This is a genomic window from Nocardia sp. NPDC050378 (assembly GCF_040655675.1).
Taxonomy (GTDB): domain Bacteria; phylum Actinomycetota; class Actinomycetes; order Mycobacteriales; family Mycobacteriaceae; genus Nocardia; species Nocardia coubleae.
Genome location: NZ_JBFAKI010000005.1, coordinates 14,653 through 31,415 on the forward strand (window position 1 = coordinate 14,653; position 16,763 = coordinate 31,415).

The 16,763-nt window shown below is 63.5% G+C and carries 15 protein-coding genes and 1 pseudogene; 7 read left to right on the plus strand and 9 right to left on the minus strand.

The window, feature by feature from the left end; genetic code table 11:
- Window positions 1-117 precede the first annotated feature (117 nt).
- From AB0I35_RS12830 to AB0I35_RS12845, 4 genes are all read right to left on the minus strand, one after another.
- The gene (locus AB0I35_RS12830) at window positions 118-717 is read right to left on the minus strand and encodes a DUF5753 domain-containing protein (protein ID WP_357395972.1); all 600 of its coding nucleotides are present in this window, start codon (window positions 715-717) and stop codon (window positions 118-120) included.
- Between the two features lie 85 nt (window positions 718-802).
- Complete coding sequence (locus AB0I35_RS12835) at window positions 803-1,240, minus strand: hypothetical protein (RefSeq protein WP_357395974.1); 438 nt, start codon at window positions 1,238-1,240, stop codon at window positions 803-805.
- 236 nt (window positions 1,241-1,476) lie between these two features.
- A complete protein-coding gene (locus tag AB0I35_RS12840; protein WP_357395975.1) occupies window positions 1,477-1,920 on the minus strand; it encodes a hypothetical protein in 444 nt (147 codons plus the stop codon).
- A 926-nt stretch (window positions 1,921-2,846) separates the two neighbouring features.
- Window positions 2,847-3,092, minus strand: coding sequence for a cold shock domain-containing protein (locus AB0I35_RS12845; protein ID WP_357395977.1), 246 nt, complete (start codon window positions 3,090-3,092; stop codon window positions 2,847-2,849).
- Window positions 3,093-3,328: 236 nt separating this feature from the next.
- Here AB0I35_RS12845 and AB0I35_RS12850 point away from each other — a divergent pair, with 236 nt between their 5' ends.
- Window positions 3,329-4,684 carry a hypothetical protein gene (locus tag AB0I35_RS12850; protein ID WP_357395979.1) on the plus strand — a complete coding sequence of 452 codons (1,356 nt, stop codon included), beginning with the start codon at window positions 3,329-3,331 and terminating at the stop codon, window positions 4,682-4,684.
- 236 nt (window positions 4,685-4,920) lie between these two features.
- Complete coding sequence (locus AB0I35_RS12855; protein WP_357395980.1) at window positions 4,921-5,532, plus strand: NUDIX hydrolase; 612 nt, start codon at window positions 4,921-4,923, stop codon at window positions 5,530-5,532.
- Here the strand turns inward: AB0I35_RS12855 and AB0I35_RS12860 are convergent.
- Window positions 5,470-6,570, minus strand: coding sequence for a helix-turn-helix transcriptional regulator (locus AB0I35_RS12860; protein WP_357395981.1), 1,101 nt, complete (start codon window positions 6,568-6,570; stop codon window positions 5,470-5,472). The two genes, AB0I35_RS12855 and AB0I35_RS12860, sit on opposite strands and share 63 nt — an antisense overlap.
- Before the next feature lie 1,109 nt (window positions 6,571-7,679).
- Between AB0I35_RS12860 and AB0I35_RS12865 the strand changes: the two genes are divergently transcribed.
- The 4 genes and pseudogenes from AB0I35_RS12865 to dut all read left to right on the plus strand — a co-directional run.
- The gene (locus AB0I35_RS12865; RefSeq protein WP_357395983.1) at window positions 7,680-8,165 is read left to right on the plus strand and encodes a hypothetical protein; all 486 of its coding nucleotides are present in this window, start codon (window positions 7,680-7,682) and stop codon (window positions 8,163-8,165) included.
- A 123-nt stretch (window positions 8,166-8,288) separates the two neighbouring features.
- Window positions 8,289-10,058, plus strand: coding sequence for a hypothetical protein (locus tag AB0I35_RS12870; RefSeq protein ID WP_357395985.1), 1,770 nt, complete (start codon window positions 8,289-8,291; stop codon window positions 10,056-10,058).
- 368 nt (window positions 10,059-10,426) lie between these two features.
- The gene (locus AB0I35_RS12875; protein WP_357395986.1) at window positions 10,427-11,200 is read left to right on the plus strand and encodes a phosphotransferase; all 774 of its coding nucleotides are present in this window, start codon (window positions 10,427-10,429) and stop codon (window positions 11,198-11,200) included.
- A 129-nt stretch (window positions 11,201-11,329) separates the two neighbouring features.
- Window positions 11,330-11,755: pseudogene (dut, locus tag AB0I35_RS12880) on the plus strand (dUTP diphosphatase); the annotation flags it as partial.
- A 1-nt stretch (window position 11,756) separates the two neighbouring features.
- Here dut and AB0I35_RS12885 read toward each other — a convergent pair.
- Window positions 11,757-13,112, minus strand: a complete 1,356-nt coding sequence (locus tag AB0I35_RS12885; RefSeq protein ID WP_357395988.1) for a hypothetical protein — start codon at window positions 13,110-13,112, stop codon at window positions 11,757-11,759.
- A gap of 289 nt (window positions 13,113-13,401) precedes the next feature.
- Here AB0I35_RS12885 and AB0I35_RS12890 point away from each other — a divergent pair, with 289 nt between their 5' ends.
- Entirely contained in the window at window positions 13,402-14,229 is an 828-nt protein-coding gene (locus AB0I35_RS12890) for a hypothetical protein (protein WP_357395989.1), read from the plus strand.
- A gap of 206 nt (window positions 14,230-14,435) precedes the next feature.
- On the opposite strand, the gene AB0I35_RS12895 is transcribed toward AB0I35_RS12890, so the two are convergent.
- The 3 genes from AB0I35_RS12895 to AB0I35_RS12905 all read right to left on the minus strand — a co-directional run bounded on the left by AB0I35_RS12895 (window position 14,436) and on the right by AB0I35_RS12905 (window position 16,753).
- On the minus strand, window positions 14,436-15,227 hold the full coding sequence (locus AB0I35_RS12895) for an SAM-dependent methyltransferase (protein WP_357395990.1): 792 nt from the start codon (window positions 15,225-15,227) through the stop codon (window positions 14,436-14,438).
- 180 nt (window positions 15,228-15,407) lie between these two features.
- Entirely contained in the window at window positions 15,408-16,016 is a 609-nt protein-coding gene (locus tag AB0I35_RS12900) for a DUF5753 domain-containing protein (RefSeq protein ID WP_357395992.1), read from the minus strand.
- A gap of 212 nt (window positions 16,017-16,228) precedes the next feature.
- On the minus strand, window positions 16,229-16,753 hold the full coding sequence (locus AB0I35_RS12905; RefSeq protein ID WP_357395994.1) for a hypothetical protein: 525 nt from the start codon (window positions 16,751-16,753) through the stop codon (window positions 16,229-16,231).
- Window positions 16,754-16,763: the final 10 nt, after the last annotated feature.

The following is a 16,763-nucleotide window of genomic DNA, read 5'->3' on the forward strand; positions in this document are numbered from 1 at the left end:
GCCGACAGCGCGCAACCGAGATGGGCACGGTTCGTGCGGTGAATCAATCTGGGGCTCAGTCTAAGTCGCGTCCAGCCCACCGCTGAGCCGAGTGGTTCGGCAGCGGGCTGGGCACATTTAGTCGGTGTGTGTGGCCAGCACCCGGGTGAGCAGGACCCTGGCGTCGTCGCCGTAGACGGCTTGGTTCTGCAGGAGGGCGAAAGTCCGTTCGGCCACTGCGATATCGTCGGGTCGAGTGGCGATGACCTCGCCGGTGACTGTTTCGGTCTCGACCGCGGCACTGTCGTGTATGACGAATCCCGGTGTGGGCGCACGGAATTCGGTGTGAAGCGGGACGATCCCGATCCGCAGGTTGGGGCGGGAACCGAGGTTGTCGGTCAGCGCTTTGATCTGGGTGCGCATGACCGCGCTACTACCGACGGTGCGGTGCAATGCCCATTCGCCGATGAGGAACTCGAAGCTGTGGGTTTCGCGGTCGAGGATGTGTTGGCGTTGCATTCTGGCAGCGACGACGTCGTCGAGGTCGTTCGGAACGCCGAGCACTTCGATGCAGGCGGCCAGGACCGCGCGTGCGTAGTCCTCGGTCTGGACGAGCCCGATGATCAGCTCCGGATTCCATGCGCGGTGGTGGGTGACACCGCTTTCGATGTCGATCAGGCTGCGCTGCAGCTTGGCCAGCCCGGTCTCGGTTCGGGCATACCAACTCACGTACGTCATATCGTTTTCCGTCTCTTCAGCGGTGGTGAACGCCAGGCGGTACCCGGCGGATCTGGATATCGGTTCAGCGGGAAGGAGTGATCGGTTACGCGACGAGGGCGGCGCGCGCTGCGTCGAAGGTCATTCTGATCAGCAATTCGAAATCGGCGAGACTGTCGGGGCCGGGTTCGGCGAGCCATCTTCGGTTGTTGTCGCCGGGGGTGGGCAGCGGGATCGGTGAGCCCGACACGGTACGGATGGCCTGCACCCTCGAGGTAGGCGGAAACAACCTGACGGCCCGGGTATCGCCGGGCTCGGGCGGGCTGGTCAAGAACGTACGGGTACCGGTCGCGACGTTGTCCACGACCGGGGTGCTCACCCGGCTGTGGCCCAGCATGTCCAGCACCAGGTCCGCCAAACCCGCACACACCTGGATGGCGTGGACGGTGTCGGCGGGCAGGATGATCTGGTCGTGTCCGTCGAGCACGACACGCCAACCGAGGCGACGGTAGGCGGTGCACCGATCGGCAGGGGTTTCGGTCAAGGGTCCAGCCACAATTCCTCGCAGGGCATTCGGTTGATTGGGAGAAATCCATCCCGGATCTCAGCAACGGTCATGGACGGATGAGGATGAGAAAGCCAGTCACGCAGAAAGTTCCGCACCGCGGTGCGGCACCCGCAGAAGTCGACCACCAACCCGGCACTGATCACCCGCAGATGAGTATCGGGTTCCTCCGGACGAGGTGACCGCCTCCGCCGCGACATCGCGAGACCCCGGCCCTACCGGCACGCCGAGATCGTGGCGACCACGACCTCGGCCGAGGGCCGATACGGATCCAGCGGCTCGTGCGGTAGCCAGCGCCGCGCGGGATCGCGCGGCGAGGGCAGTAACACCTCGTCACCATCGGGCACCAGCACCGCGCCGGCAGCCGACAGCGTCGCGAAGGACCCACCACTGCGCAGATGGGTGGGCATGGGCCCGGTCAGAATCGTCACGACCGGTTCCGGGGTATCGGTATGCACGATGACCGGACCCGGCCACGTCAATGCCGCGATCACCCGGTGACCGAGCTCGGACGGCAATTCGACGGCGCCCACAGTCCCGGTCCGCAACACGATCTGGCCGGTGGACTCGCGAACGAACGCATCGAAACCACACACATTGCGATACGTGCTGGCCCGGCGAATAACCTTGTCCACCAGCAAGACTCGCGATAAGTTCATCGTCTTCCGCCACGTTCCAGACACGCCCGGATCGCGGTGAGGACCGCGAAGGTGGTGGGTCGTTGTGGGCTGGTCGGTGGCGACTCCCACTCACGGCGCCGGTCGGTATTCGTTGCCGTCGGTGTCGGGAGCGGGATCGGGGCACCGGCGGACAACACAACAACATTTCCCAGCCAGAGCCGGGTGTCATCGGGCGTCGGTTCCAAGTCGCGGTCGGAGTTGGTGAGGAACGTCCATGTCCCCGACCTGGGGTGGGAAACGATAGGCCCACTATTGTTCTCGCATCGAGTTAGAGCAGCGCGCACGCGTTGCCCCAGCGTCCAGGGAACCATGACCGCCTGCACTCGCCCCGCGACGACGATAATTTGACCGGTGACCGAATTCAGAGAGGCCGGCAGCTGGCACACCTGCTGGTAGTAGGCACAGCGAGATGTCACCGACACACCGAACAGGTCCGGCGCGGCCAACCCGGCCTCTGTTGCGACGCGCACATCTGGATCGGGAACCTCGAGGAGGACGGTTCCGGTCGAAGTGGTGTTCATGGGCAGCCTCCACAGGCATCGGGATCGAACCTCGTAGGGGTGGCAGCTTTTCGAGACGATCGGGAGTCGATGACAGCGGCCAGTGCCCTGTCGATGGCGGCCGATCGGCGGCGGTGAGCTCGCCCACTCAACCGGTCTGCTTCGGCTTTGAGCTTTGCGACAAAGGCCTCCAGCTCGGCGGGATCGTGCCGCGCAGCGGACCGCAGAATGGCCATCAGCTCGTGGTGTTTTCGGTTCCGCACCGCTTGTGCACCCCCAATCGTGTGCGCGAGTCATAGCGATCAGATAACCAGCGGCCCGGTCCGGGCTGTATGGATTCGGTGTCCACACCATGTCCACAGCTGCGACAGGGCGGGCCACCACGCAACTGGCATCAACCAACTTTCATGGCGCGTTGCCAGGCAGAGGAGCGGAGGTGACCGTCGCTTCTACGCGTTGCACTTGCACCGCCTGAGGTCCGCGTTTGCCCTGCGAGATTTCGAACTGGACGCGATCATCTTCGGCCAAGCTTCGAAATCCTTGGCCGATGATCCCGGAGTAGTGCACGAAGACATCAGGCCCGTCGGCACGGGCAATGAATCCGAATCCCTTGTCTGCGTTGAACCATTTCACGGTTCCGGTGATGGTCATGCGGCTGCCTTTCATCGGTGCTGTTGGGTATCTCGAGGCTTTCCGTCGGTTGGTGCGTTTGCCTGCGGTGCGTTGGCAATGACACAGCCCTCCGAGGAAATCAACCGCCGATGTTTGTGGCGGTGTCGTCAGAACCCTTGGTCTGAACGCGATTTCAGTGTGTACTGGGGTTCTGTAGCGCGGTAGCGTCGCAAGGGGTGGCAAAGGGTGGCACTTCCTACACGACTGGAGGGGTAGTGACTGACAAGCCGGAGTCGGCCCTGGACCATTGGCGGCTGCGCGCGGGCCTGAGCAACAAGGAGTTCGCGCGCGAGATCACCACCCGCGCCGCAGCTCGGGGGCACAATCACGTCGTGCCGGACGCCACCACCGTCCGGCGATGGATCGAGGGCAGCAAACCTCGCCAACCCGTCCCAGATCTGATCGCCGACCTGATTTCCGACAAACTCGGCTACCGCGTCACCACGTACGATCTGGGACTCGGAGAGCCCCACAGCGACCGTGGGCTCATTTACCATCAGTCAGTGAGCGACAGCATCGAGTCTGTCGCAGACCTCGGGAGAGCCGACGTGGACCGACGCAAATTCCTGACCGCCGCGCCGTTTGTGGCACTGGCTGGACTCGGACCCTCCCGCGACTGGCTACTCAACACACTCGAGCAACTTCCCCGAGCAGGGCAACGCGTTCATCTCGACGATGTCACCGCGCTACGCGACATGTTTTCCAAGTTCCAGGAAATCGACATCTTCCAGGGTGGAGGATCCGGTCGACTGGTCCTAGCCGCCTACATGAACAACCACGTCTACCCCCTGCTGCGTCGCTCTCAATCCGCCGAGGTCCACCACCAGCTCTACGGAGCGGTCGCAGAACAGACCTACCTACTCGGGTGGATGGCATTCGACAACGGCGAGCACGGCGTCGCACAGCGCTACCTGATCCAGGCACTACGCCTCGCTGAAGAGTCACGCGATCCAGCGATCGGTGCGCACGTATTGGCTGGGCTGGCCGACCAAGCAACACTGCTCGGAAACCCAGCAGAGGGCCGTCGGCTAGCACAGGCTGGCCGGCACGGACTCCGCGCCACCGACTCCCATGCCTGTGTGGCCGATCTATGGACTCTGGAAGCACGCGCACTGGCCGCGACAGGCGAGCGGAGCGCGACGATCACGGCTCTAACCCAGGCCGAGAAGGCCTTCGAGCAAGTCGACGCCGACAGCGAACCGGAGTGGGCTCGCTTCATCGACCCGGCCTACATCCATGGCGAGATCGCCAATGCATTCAGAGACATCGGATGCCCAGATGAAGCTGAGCTGCACGCAAACCGATCTATCGAGCACGCCAAATCCCAGGGCCGAGCGCGGCGCGGGGCGATGTCGAACGCTGCGCTGGCCGCTGCTCACCTCCACCGCGGTGATCTCGAGGCCGCACACGCGGCCGGTATCCGCACCCTGACCCTTTCCAAAAGGGTCAAATCCACCCGATCCGTTCAGGCCGTTCGCGACGTCCACCTGCGAATGGCTCGACTCGGCGGACCCGACCACCCACTCGTGCGGGAATTCGGCGAGCTCACACACTCGGCACGCAACGCCTGAGCCAAACTGTTCGTGCGCTAGCACCAGCACCAGCGAACTACACCAAAACGATCCGCGCCGCCGCCCCGGCACGAAGGCTCAGTCTCGGGCCGCCAATGGCGCGAAAGCAGTCGAAGCCGTCTACGCTGCAGGCACTGCTCCGATGACAAAGAATCGGCGTGGCTGGGGTGGTGCGGGAACGTAGCAACCCTTAGCACGCGCGACGAAACCCGTGGTCTGGCCGGTACCGTGAAGCAATGGCTTCCCCCGCTTCCTCGGCGTTCCCGCCCATGACCGAAGTGCTTGGCGAACGCACCGTCTACGCCGCACCGCCGTGGCTGCGCGTGGGCCTGCACGACATCGTCACCCCTGATGGCGTCGCCCGCACCCATCACGCGGTCCGGCTTAATCCCGTTGCCTGCGTGATCGTCCTCGACAACTGTGGCCGGGCGTTGCTGCTGAATCGCCACCGCTGGATCGTCGATAGAGTCGGGCTCGAAGCGCCAGGCGGGATCATCGAACCCGGCGAAGCCCCGGATATCGGGGCACGCAGGGAGCTGTTGGAGGAAACCGGCTTCGAGGTCGAGAATCTGGAGCTCGTCGCGGTTCTGGAGCCAATGCCCGGTCTGGTAGAAACCCCTCACCATATTTACCTCGGTCGCAAGCCGCGCCAGGTCGCGCCCCCAAGCGACGCCGAGGAGGCCGCAGACTTGGTGTGGGTGCCGTTGACCGAGACTCGTGAGCTTCTCGGGACCGGTCAACTACTCGGGACTGCGACTGCGGTCGGGATGCTGGCCGCTTTGCCTCTATTCGTGGCTGGTGGACAGCTCCCGGACGCGGTGCGCGAGCAGGTCGTGCCGGTTACGTAAGCGCCGTGACCCGACTGTGGTGATCGCGGTCGCTGCTGAGGTCAGTAGCTCGGAGGCCTGATCCAGCTCGCTTTTGCGGGTCGCGTGTTCGGCCAGATCGAGCAGTTGTCCGGCGCGTGCCCGTACAAATTCACCTGGCAGAGCAGCCAAGGCTTCGCTGGCGATCGCGCCCGCCGCCGGATCACCCACGCGCACTAGTAAGTGGCCCTTCCATCGTTGCCAATGGACCTCGTTGAGGGCCAGGAACGGCAACGCTACTTCATCGCCGGGTCGGGATCTCTCTAATGCGTTCTCGGCCTCGGTAATCGCCGCATGGACAGTCGAGGTCTCGCCGGCGCAGTAGGTCGCGACCTGCGCCCGAGTCGCGGCGAGCCAAGCGCGCAGCAACAGCGGTAAACAAGGAAGTTTCTCCGCGCGGCGGACCTGCGCTAGTGCTTGGTCTGGTTGACCGGTCTCAGACATCATGACCGCGTGTTCCCCGAGCGCGTGCGCCAAGAGCGCCGATTCACCCGACCTTGAGGCGGCGAAGTGCGCGAGCTCGTAGTGCTTTTCGGCCGCAGTGTGGTCGCCGACGTCGAGGTCTTGCCAGGCCGCAAGCGCGGCCGTATCGGCTTGGACACGGGCGACACTGCGCCGATCGGCGCCCGAACTGGTCGTCCACAAAGCCTCCAACGTCGTGACGTGGTTGGTGGTTTGCGCTCGCACCAGTGGAGCACCTAAGCGTCGATCCATCAAGCGCAGGCTGTTCGTGTGATGGGCCAAGATGCCGAAAAGGGTGTCGTCGGAGGGCTCCCTGACTGATTCCGGCTCAGTCGTGCTGTCGGCGAGTGGGAGGTTTAGGACGTGGCACAACAGCCGTGTATGGACCGGATCAGGAACAATGTGCCCGTTCTCCCAGCGAGACAATGCGACTCGCAAAGAGTCTGGGCTCATCAACGTGATCCGCTCGATCGAGGCTTGCGCTCGCAGCGCGCTGAGCAGCCGCGCTTGCGACCAACCGCGGGCATGGCGAGCTGCACGGATGAGGGGTCCGTCCATTCGCGATCGGTCCTTTCGACCGGACCGTCCGTCAGCGCCACCAGGCGGGCAACCCGAAATCTGCACTGTGAGGGCGATATTCCAGCCTCCCACATCATTCTTTGGCCCGGCACCTCAAGGAGCGTGCTGTCGATGGGTGCAGCGGTCGAGGGCTATGCGTGAATATCTTATCGGTGGTCAGCCCAAGGCGGCTCGGTGTTGGATCCGAACCAGGGCGTGACGCTCACGGGGGTCATGCTCTGCTTGCCAAAGACGTTCGAGTGTCGTCAGCCCTTGGCGCGAGGATGCGCTACGAGCTGGGGCTGATCGGGTTCCGCTCCGATGCCCCCAATGAGCCGGTCATCCCGGCTGCGGCGCAGTCGATCCGCTCGAGATCCGGTGATGGCCGAGAGGACGCCGGGCCATCTGCATCAAGGCCACCCTTATGCACATCGAGTCGCACATCGGCAATTGCCTGCCGACCCTGGAACCCTGAGCCACGGCGAGGCCGTGCGGGGAGAACAGGTGCACCCGCACTGCTCGACACGGTATCGGGTTCGCCCCGGGCTACTGAAGCGTTCGGGGTAGGTGACCGCGTTATGGGTGAGGAAGAGGGGAAGCGGTGATCAACCCCCGCGCACTTGCCGAGCCGAACGGTGCGCACGGCGGCCACATTCACAGCGTCCTGTTGGGGGAAGGACGCCTAGCGTCTGTCAGGTGTAATAGGGCGGGCCAGACATATTTCATCTGGAAACCGTGCGTTCCTCGGGCAAGGAGTCCACGGTTTCCATTGGGGTAGAGCGGGTTTGACTCAATTGGCCGAAACGATCAAGGTGCGCCGGGCGATGGCACGGTCCGTGCGAGGGGTGGTCGGCAACGGCCGACTAGTCGGCGATTCTTCACCGGGCTAGGGCAGCGGCCTTCTCGATCTGACCGACCCCGAAATGTCGACCAAGGTGTGCCTATCTGTACCGGCCCACCACGGGTTTCGGGGGGTTGTGCTACGGGTTGCTACGTTCCTCCGCCATTCCGCCGCGGCGATTCTGGAAGTCCGAAACGTACTTTCACTCGGCGGATACGATGGCCAATACACGAACCGGAGTCCCCCCTCGCGAAAGGTTCACACCACCGTGGGCGAAGACCAACCGTATAGCGAAATCGAACAGCGTCGCCTGGCGAAACAGCAGAAGTCGCCGGAGTTCCGCGCATGGCAGGACCGCGAGGCCGACGATCTCGCCCGCCTCCGTGACGCGGTTCCCCGCCTCGCCGAACTCGACGACCCGTGGACGGTCGACGGATTGGCAGCGATCGAGGACGCGGCGCTGGCTCGGTTCCCGAACCCCGGCGAGACCGTCACCGACGACGAAATGGCCTACCTCGCACTGTGCGCCCGCGGCATCGGCCACACTTACCTGCGCGCGATGGGCTGCGGGAAGTGGGTGTGGGTGCAAATCCTCGACGGCAACCCGATCGGCGCAGCACTCGAATTCCCCGGCATTGGTGTGTACGTCGACCCTGAGGAGTCGATCCGTCGCGTCGTCTTCGGCCGGGAGCCAGCGACGCTCGCGCGGGAACTGCACACGCTTATCACCTGGGACACGCCCGTCTGCCAGTAACCCTGCCCGGGGTGGCCTGTGACAGGTCCGACCCCCGAGGCGCCCGATCCTTCCCGCGACGTCGTTCCCCGCACGGACCGCGGACTCACCGAGGCCGGTGACCGCGGGCACCAGGCGTACGTGATGGACAAGATCGCGGAGGCGGCCACTCAGGTATCGCTTACCGCGCAGCAACTCGAGCATATCCGCAGTCCTGAGTCGTGGGAGCATGCAGTCGAGTTGTGGGGCGACGCGAAGACCCTGCACGACATGCTGGCCTACGGCTACCAGCACATCCACGGTCGCACCCCAGAGCAGGGCTGGCGGCAGGAGTACCGGCAACAGGTGCCCGGACATACTGCTCGGCAGCACGACGCCGCGCAGATTGTGAAGCAAGCCGGTCGCGAAATCGTCACCAGGACAAGCGAGTACAAGGCTGGTGGGGTCGCTGTCGGTAAGGGGCTTGAGCAGCTGGCCAAGGAACGTCAGTTGCTCAAGTCCGGTACCACACGCGACGTGTCCGAGTACATCGTTCGTGCGGCGCGTCCACCAGCACCGGAGGTGATGCGGGAAGCCCGCAAGCTGGAGCAGGAGTTCCCCGGCAAGTTCAAAGTGATCGAGCTGTCGGAGAAGGATTTCCGGCGGTATATCGACGCGGGACGTCCCATCGCGCACGCGAAAGCAGTAGAGCGGCTGGGACATCTGATTGAGAAGGTGCGCCAGGCACCAGAACTGACAACCGCGCCGCGGGCGCTCGAGGGTTTTGTCAAGGAGATCGAGAAGGCAAAGGAGAAGGGTCGGCCGATTGACTTGGAAGTCCTCGCGGGCGCACAGATCGAGCTGGCACAGATGATCGAGGTCGATAAGCAGATCACTCGTGAGCGGGACAAGATCGCCCGCGAAGCCGCCCAATTGCGCCTGAAAGAGGCACAAATCGTCGAGCGGGTCCAAGCTCAGCAACGTGAGGCGCGTGAGCAGAAGCTGCTGAAAATCCTCGAAACAGTGGATCGGGAGGTCGTGATCGCTGCGGTCGGGGAGGCCCGCGCCTTAGCACCGCCGGCGAAGGGGATGGAGCTAGCGATCGAGCCGGGGATGGACCCGGAACTGGTCGCGATGATGCAGGAGATGCACCATGTGATCGCCGGTCAGGAGCCGGTGGCGAGGCAGATCGATATGCTGGAATATCTGCCGATGCCGACACCCAAGCACCGAGAGCTTGCGGGGTTGGCGCTGGCCCAGCACGCCCAGCAGCCCGGTAGGCCGATAGCGGAGGCTATTGCGGCGGCAGAGGAGAAAATCCGGGAGCGCGAGGCGAAAGAGCTTGAGAAGGCGAAGGCTATCGAGGCACAGCGGGTTCGCGAGCTTGAGAACCGTGACCTGATGGCCAGGATGGTCGAAGCACACAACCGGCAGTTGGAGCGGGCTGCGCTCGAGCAAGGGCAGCGGGACACGGGCGACCGCATATCCGACGCGCAGCGAAACGAGCGGACGTTGAAGGCTGCGCAGTCGCTGCGGTTGGATCCGCAGCAACTGCTCAAGACCGGTGTCGATCCACGGGTAGTAGAGGCACTCGCCAGCAAGGAGGTGCAGGTCGACAAGCAAGCACACGCGCTCATCGTCGAGGTGGACGGCGAGCAACGGTGGGTGGACCAACACAGCAAGGAAGCTGGGATCGCGAAGCAGATCCGCGGCGTGTTCAGCGGAGTGGATCTGGCCCAGCTCGAAGTCACGCAAATTACCCACCAGTCCCATCACGGCCTCAGTGCGCAGAAATCGAAGGAAGCGCTACAAATAGAGCGCGAGAAACAGCAGAAAGAGCACGAACTTGCCCTCGAAGCGGAGCTGCGCACGAAGTCCCGCTCCCGTGAAGGGCCGTCGAAGGGCATCGAATTGGGCATCGAGAGGGACCGATGATCGCACAGCGCGCCACCCAGTCGCTCCCGGTTAGGGGTTGACACCCCGCGGCCCCACAAGCCGCACCCGACATAGCCTCGATCGGGGACACCTCTGATCCGCACGGTCCCCTTCATCCAGCTCGATGCCGATGGTTGTGCTGGTGAATTTCGACGTCGTTTATCGGCGAATCCGGTCGTTGCTCGGTGTTGGATCCCACCGATCTGATCGGTGAATTTTGACGTCACCGGGTGTGGCAGGGGCGGGACCAGATGGCAGTACGCAAAGGAGACAGTGGGGACCAGCAGAGGTTCTCGGAAGACCCGTTGAGACAACGCTCGGCAAAGCCAGCAACGGGCCACTGACCCGCGATAATCCCGGCGACGTCGATGGTCATCCCAGCCATAATCTCCGACGTGAAAGAAGTCGAGGTCGTCGTCGCCCATCACGAGCGCGCAACTCTGCGCGTCGGCGGAGTGTTCCTGAAGATTGACGCTGACCAGTCAAACACCGATGTCGAGGTCGAGGCGATGGCCAGGGCACCGATCCCGACTCCCGAGGTTCTGTGGCGCAACCCGCCCGTGCTCGCGCTCGCCGCTCTGCCAGGGACGACACTCGGCCGCCTCGGTGAGCCGTCGACTGCACCCCCAGCGGCGTGGGCGGCGGCAGGCGCCGCCATGCGGAAGCTGCACGACGCGCCCCTACCGCCATGGCCCGGCCGCAGCCTCGACGCGCTCGCATCGGAGCTCGACCGCGAGTGTGCGTGGATTGTCAGGAGCGGGGTGGTTCCTGCCGACGTTGTCGCATACAACCGTCGGATAGCCGAAATCGCGCTCCGGCCGTGGACGCCGGTATTCACACACGGCGACCTCCAGATCTCTCACGTGTTCGTCGACGGTGACGAGGTCACGGGCATTATCGACTGGTCGGAGGCGGCACAGGGTGACCCCTTGTATGACCTCGCCACCCTGACGCTCGGACACCAAGAACACCTCGGTGACGTCGTGGCCGGGTACGGCTCCGACGTCGACCTTGACGTGATCAGCGCCTGGTGGTCGTTGCGTAGCCTGCGGGGAGTCCGCTGGCTGGTTGAGCACGGTTTCGATCCGACCTCGCCAGGCTGCGAGGTCGACGTGCTGAGAACCCAAGCGATGTGGGACTGACCATTCGCAACCAACACCGCGACGTCAAAATTCGCCGATACAAACATCTTCGGATCTGGTGCGACGTCAGGATCCACCGATCGGTGACGTCAGAGATCACCGATGGAACCAATGCCGAGCTGACACACCCCCGGCCGGGCTCATCCCAGCGACACCGGTATTGACCTGCACGCCACTGACGATGCATGTCTGGTGCCACACTGCCGCGCCTGATCGGCACTGTCGCCTCGCGCTACCGCACGGCACTGTCGGCTTCATCCACCCCGCTCCAGGCTTGCCGCGAATCACGGGCCACCGTTCTCAATGCTCCTGGCACCGTTGACGCTGGCTACCGCGGCGAGATCAAAGCCTGCCTGATCAACCTCGGCGATGAACCTTACGAGGTCCGCCGGGGGACCGCATCGCGCAGCTGGTCATTCAGCCAGTCGAGCTGGTGGACCTCATCGAAGTGGACGTCCTTGACGAACCGCCCGCAGCGCAGCCGGATTCGGTAACGGCGATCGGACCGTGCACCGACCCGGTTGCCCCCTCCCAATCTGCTGTCACGTGACGTGAACTAGGGGATGATGGAGTTGAGGATGCCACCCCAAGTCTCAAGGGCCTGTGCCAACTGTGGCGCTGTAGAGGCGGCTGAATTCAGGCTGGCGAGGACGGATCGGACGATCCCGCGGTTACGAGCTTCGGGGGCTTCGCTCGCGCTCTCTGCGAGATACTCAACATTGTCGATCAGGTCCGTGCGGCGGTCATTGGGGATTGCAGGGTCCGTCATTGCAGCCTGCTTAACCGCTTCAAGTGCATCGGCGAGCTGGGAATTGCCCTGGTTGACCACGGTGGAGATAGAAGAATCGATGTTCGAGATCTGCAGCGCAACCTGCGAGCCGTAAAAGTTACCGCCATTAATTTGAACGGAGTAGTTCGACGATTGGCCCGAGGCTTCGGAGTAATCGGCCATTTTTGATTGCACATCCTTTAAATAGTGGACTGATATGGACAAGAAGGCTGCAGCCATGTCGGTGCTGTCGAGCAGCGCGGTTTCGGAGAAGCTGAACGGCTCGATTGACTGTAGATAATTAGCAGAGATCGTCACTGGGGTAAGTCGGTCGAGTGTTGTCAAGATCTTCGCCTTTTTCTCACGAGTCAACGCGCCAAGGTTGCGCAGCTCATCTGAGGAAGAAATCGTAACGGTGAGCTCAACTATTAGGTCGTCGATATCCTGGGCGATCAGTCGAGCGAGAAAACCTGGCACGATTCCGCCATGGCGTTCCGGCGGATAGTAGCGCGGCTCGCCAAAATAGGCCGGCGGTTGGATTGCTAGAAGCTGATCACTGAGCTTGGCGAACGTTACACATAGTTCGCACAGCGGACACGTCGTCTTCTTCGAGGCTTGACTCTTCCGGGCGATATCGAGTAGGACTCCCACTCTCGATCTAGCCTGATTTTTGGCATAGTTTATCGACTCATCTAAAGCGATCGCCGCTTCGATGCTAAATCGACGTATATCAAAGGGTAGGAACGGTCCGTTGAAAGGTGCGTCGAGTACGTCTTGCCCAATTTCCTCTGTGAGGCGCCCTTTAAGGTATATTATCCAGTCGAGGAGCGGTTGAAAGCTATTGGCTTCGATGCCGACCGTGTGCATTGATTCTATGTGTTCGTTCAGGCGCCGGTGGAAAGCTTTATAGCGATCTTCCGCTGCCTCACGGTGTGGGTCATATGGAGGGTTGGCGTATAGACGTAGGGCAAAGTTGCCGGCCTGCTTCCCTGCCCTGTGGATCGCCTGAATCGGAATATTCATGGTGCGTAAGTCGCGATCGAACGATCTGATTACCTGATGCGATACCTCAATGCTCATGATCCCGGCAATCGGGCTGCCCTCCATCGCCACATCCTCCCCTAAGCGGTTGTTACTGCGCAAGAAGGGTCTGTACCGGCGGCGAATGCCCTCGAAGCCTGTACTAACCACGAACACCAGAGAGGGCCGATGACGCGCTGACCTGCAAAAGGAGGGTGGCCGGGGTGGGTCTGAGCCGTACGGCTGCGCCATCTTGTCGGGGCTGTCGGGCCACGCCACCTCGCCCGTCGAGGGCCACACCGCCACAGGTTCCCGTCGGCACGGGGCTTTCGTTGCGCCGCAACCACTTCTGTCGGACCAATGTGTGCGCAAGGGGTGATGTTCGCCGCGAAAGTCGTCGAGAATCAGGTCCATGTCGAACCCGACGCCGAACCCCTCCTCGACGCCTCCGTCGTCAGGATCGCCCGCATCGCCACCGTCCGCCCCCACGCCAGCGCCTGCCACGCCGCAGACCCCCTGGTGGAAGAATCCCGCAGTTATCGGAGTTGCTGGGTTGATCAGTGCTGTAGCTGCCGTGCTCGCACTCTTTCGCGACACAATCGACTTCAAAATCGGGTCGAAACCGGATGCACCGACCACATCGCTAGTCTCCACATCGAATCGCGCGCCCGCCACCAATGCCCACACCTACGGCTCGGGGCCGGCGCGCGAGGCATACAGAGGGGAAGAGCCCTCACCCACAGCAGTCTTCAACAGCATCGTCGACAACCCGAAACACGGCGACGAAAGGAATTACGTACTGTGCCGCCTCGCTGATCGCGGAAAAACGACGTACGCCGATGAGGTGGCTGTTCGGGACAACGTCGAGATGCTCGTATACGTATGGATCGACAACTCAAGTATCCGCTCTGACCAGGCGATCAAGGGTGCGCGGATGGATCTTTTGATCAGCGGTGAAGCTCATCCCGAGCCGGCACTTAATGTGTACCTCACCGGCGACAATGTGATCAAGGTCTGGGATGGATGCAAGGTGCTCTCAACGGGTGTCGCGACGCTGTCGTATATCCCGGGAAGTGCAACCTTTCAGCCCTACGACGGACTTGCCGTGAAACTGGAAGACGCCGTGGTGCGCGGAGATAGACTCCTGCCGGGGGTTCGTGGTAACGCGCCGGGAGTAATTGGAGGCGATGGCCGCCCCTACGGGTATGTGGAGTTTCGCGTGAAAGTGCTCGTGCGGTAAAAGTGTCGATCCGGTTTTTCGGGGGCGCAGCCGAGGGATACGCGACACAGGCGTTAATTGTCACAGTGACGATTCTTGCCCTCTTGGGAGATCCTCTCGTTCAGGGCGAGCATCAACGAGGTGGCGACCATCATCGCCATGATCGCGTTCTCGGGCGTGAAGAGGTCCGGGGTGTGTCTGGTTGATAGCGCGGTCGACTCCTTCGTCTAAACGGAGTACCGGCCTACTGCGGCGTAGCCGCTGAGGTCCGATTGGGGGTGGTGGGATGGGTGATAGGTGGGGTCGCCGGTGTCGGGTCGCCAGCGGTGTGGTGCGACGATGCCGGGTTCCAGTAGCTGGTAGGGGGCCAGCATCGCGGTCACGGCGGTGTGATCGCGGGGACGGTAGGGGATCCCGTGGTGGGTGAGATGGGTGGCCCATATGCGGATCTCGTCGCCGAAGATGTCCTCGGTGATGTGGCTGAGGATGAGCCAACTGTTCGGCGGGAGTCCGCCGGCCAGCTCCGCGAGCACGGCGTGTGGGTCGGGCAGGAGTTCGGCGGTGCCGGACAGGCACAGCGCGATCGGCAGGTCGAGGTCGAAGAACTCGGTGATCTGGTCGAGGACGGCGGTGGTGTCGGTGACGTCGACCATGGAAAAGCGTCGGTCGGGGCCGTTGGCCAACAGGGCACGGGCATGAACGGCGACGAGCTGGTCGTGGTCGAGGTAGAGCACCCGGGCGCGCTCGACTTCGCGACCGGCGACGTCACCGACATTGGGGGGTAGCGGGAAACCGCAACCGAGCTCGACGTACTGACGCACAGCGTGTTCGTTGGTGAGGTGCTCCACGGCCCGCAGCAGGAACCGGCGTGCCTCACGCGCGACCGTGACAACCCTGTCGGCCGCGTTCTCGGCGACCAGCCGGTCTATGTCGTAGTAGTCCTTGCCGCCGAGCAGCCAGTTGCCGACTCGCGCGCTGTTGGCAACGTCGTATCGCAGTTCAGTCAGACCGGTGCCCATGTCACACCGCCCACCGGCGTGCGGCTGTGAGCATCCCAAGGGCAGGGAAAGCGGTTGTCGGCATGAGATTCAAGTCCTCTCGGAGGTGGCGTCCAGGCCCCGACCCGGTGCCTGTGGTCGTGACGAGGGATACGGCCCGGCGGGTGAGGGCCGGGGTCTGGAACACCGGTCAGGTGGTTCTCAGATGCCGGGGCCGACGTGCTCGGCAAAAGCACGGTCGAGCAGGGCTCGGGCGTGCTCGCCGTAGCGGGCCTGGTCGGTGAGCAGGTCGAAGGTGCGTACCGCGAGGGCGATCTCTTCTGCTCCGCTCGTTTCGACCGAGCCGGTGACGGTTTCGATATCGACGCCGGATTCGTCGTGGATGACGAAATTGTCTGCCTGGCTGATGAACTCGGCATCGAGCGGGATGATGCCGATGTCGACGTTGTCGCGTTGGGTGAGGATGTCACCGAGCCTGCGGATCTGGGCGGCCATGATCGCGTGACTGCCGACGGTGCGCCGCAGCGCGGCTTCACCGATGAGCAGGTGGAAGCGATGCCCCGGTGCATCGAGCATGGCCTGGCGCTGCATCCGCACCGCCGCGGTCGCCTCGCTGTCGTCAGGCACGCCGAGCACGCTCGTGCACTTGGTCAGGATCGCGCGGGCGTAGTCGAGGGTCTGCACCAGACCGGGCAGGATCTCGGGGCTGTAGCTGCGCTGGTATTTGGTCTCGGACTCGATGTCGATCAGGCTGCGCTGCAACGCTTCCAGGCCGTCGTCGGCCACGGCGTACCAGCTGGAGTAAGACATGATCTAACCTTTCAATGCGTTTTCAATAGTTGGATCGGTAGGCGGGAGCCCACCGGGGTGTGGCTGCTGTGTGCGGGCGAGCGCTCCCGGAGGCGCGGGATGGTCGGGACGGCCTCCGGGAGCGGTTCCCACCCTCAGACCTGGCCAGCGAGCTGACCGCGCGGTGCTGGTCCGAGGTATTCAGGTGGTCGGAGTCGGAGTCGGAGTCGGTGTCAGGCGCGGGCGATGGCGCTGACGAGCGTCGCTCCGCCGAGTGTGCGGGTGGTGATGAGCTGGCGCGGCGCGAACCGCTCACTGCCGGGGTGGTATTCGGTGACGGTGACCGCCCACAGGTCCGCATCCCCCACACGGACCAGCGGCGAGATCGTCACGCAGTGCCGGGTGCCAGCCGGGACGGCATCGATCCCGGCCTGCAACCGGTCACCAGGGCCCACGAGGGCATCGGCTGTGACGAATCGGCGGGCCTGCTCGGCGGAGCGCTGCACGTAGTAGGCGTAGTTGAACCCCAGGATCGCACCGGGGCCGCTGGACGTGTCACCCGGTCCGAACCCGGTCACCACCCCGGAGGGGGAGGTGATCTGCGCGCAGGTGAAGGTGCGCGAGCCTGCGTCGCTGTCGGGTGCGGTCACGATCGCGATAGTGGCAAGCGCGGCGAGGGTGGCGAGCACGGTCGCGGCGATCCAGCGGCGGCGGTGTGAGCGAGGCGTGGTGGTGGTGGTGTCGAATTTCGCGTACATGGTGCTGGTT

Excerpts from the sequence above, each read along its gene's own strand:
- AB0I35_RS12830 (WP_357395972.1), bottom strand. The coding sequence starts at position 717 with ATGACGTACGTGAGTTGGTATGCCCGAACCGAGACCGGGCTGGCCAAG.
- AB0I35_RS12840 (WP_357395975.1), bottom strand. The coding sequence starts at position 1,920 with ATGAACTTATCGCGAGTCTTGCTGGTGGACAAGGTTATTCGCCGGGCC.
- AB0I35_RS12845 (WP_357395977.1), bottom strand. The coding sequence starts at position 3,092 with ATGACCATCACCGGAACCGTGAAATGGTTCAACGCAGACAAGGGATTC.
- AB0I35_RS12855 (WP_357395980.1), top strand. The coding sequence starts at position 4,921 with ATGGCTTCCCCCGCTTCCTCGGCGTTCCCGCCCATGACCGAAGTGCTT.
- AB0I35_RS12860 (WP_357395981.1), bottom strand. The coding sequence starts at position 6,570 with ATGGACGGACCCCTCATCCGTGCAGCTCGCCATGCCCGCGGTTGGTCG.
- AB0I35_RS12870 (WP_357395985.1), top strand. The coding sequence starts at position 8,289 with ATGGACAAGATCGCGGAGGCGGCCACTCAGGTATCGCTTACCGCGCAG.
- AB0I35_RS12875 (WP_357395986.1), top strand. The coding sequence starts at position 10,427 with ATGGTCATCCCAGCCATAATCTCCGACGTGAAAGAAGTCGAGGTCGTC.
- AB0I35_RS12890 (WP_357395989.1), top strand. The coding sequence starts at position 13,402 with ATGTCGAACCCGACGCCGAACCCCTCCTCGACGCCTCCGTCGTCAGGA.
- AB0I35_RS12895 (WP_357395990.1), bottom strand. The coding sequence starts at position 15,227 with ATGGGCACCGGTCTGACTGAACTGCGATACGACGTTGCCAACAGCGCG.
- AB0I35_RS12900 (WP_357395992.1), bottom strand. The coding sequence starts at position 16,016 with ATGTCTTACTCCAGCTGGTACGCCGTGGCCGACGACGGCCTGGAAGCG.
- AB0I35_RS12905 (WP_357395994.1), bottom strand. The coding sequence starts at position 16,753 with ATGTACGCGAAATTCGACACCACCACCACCACGCCTCGCTCACACCGC.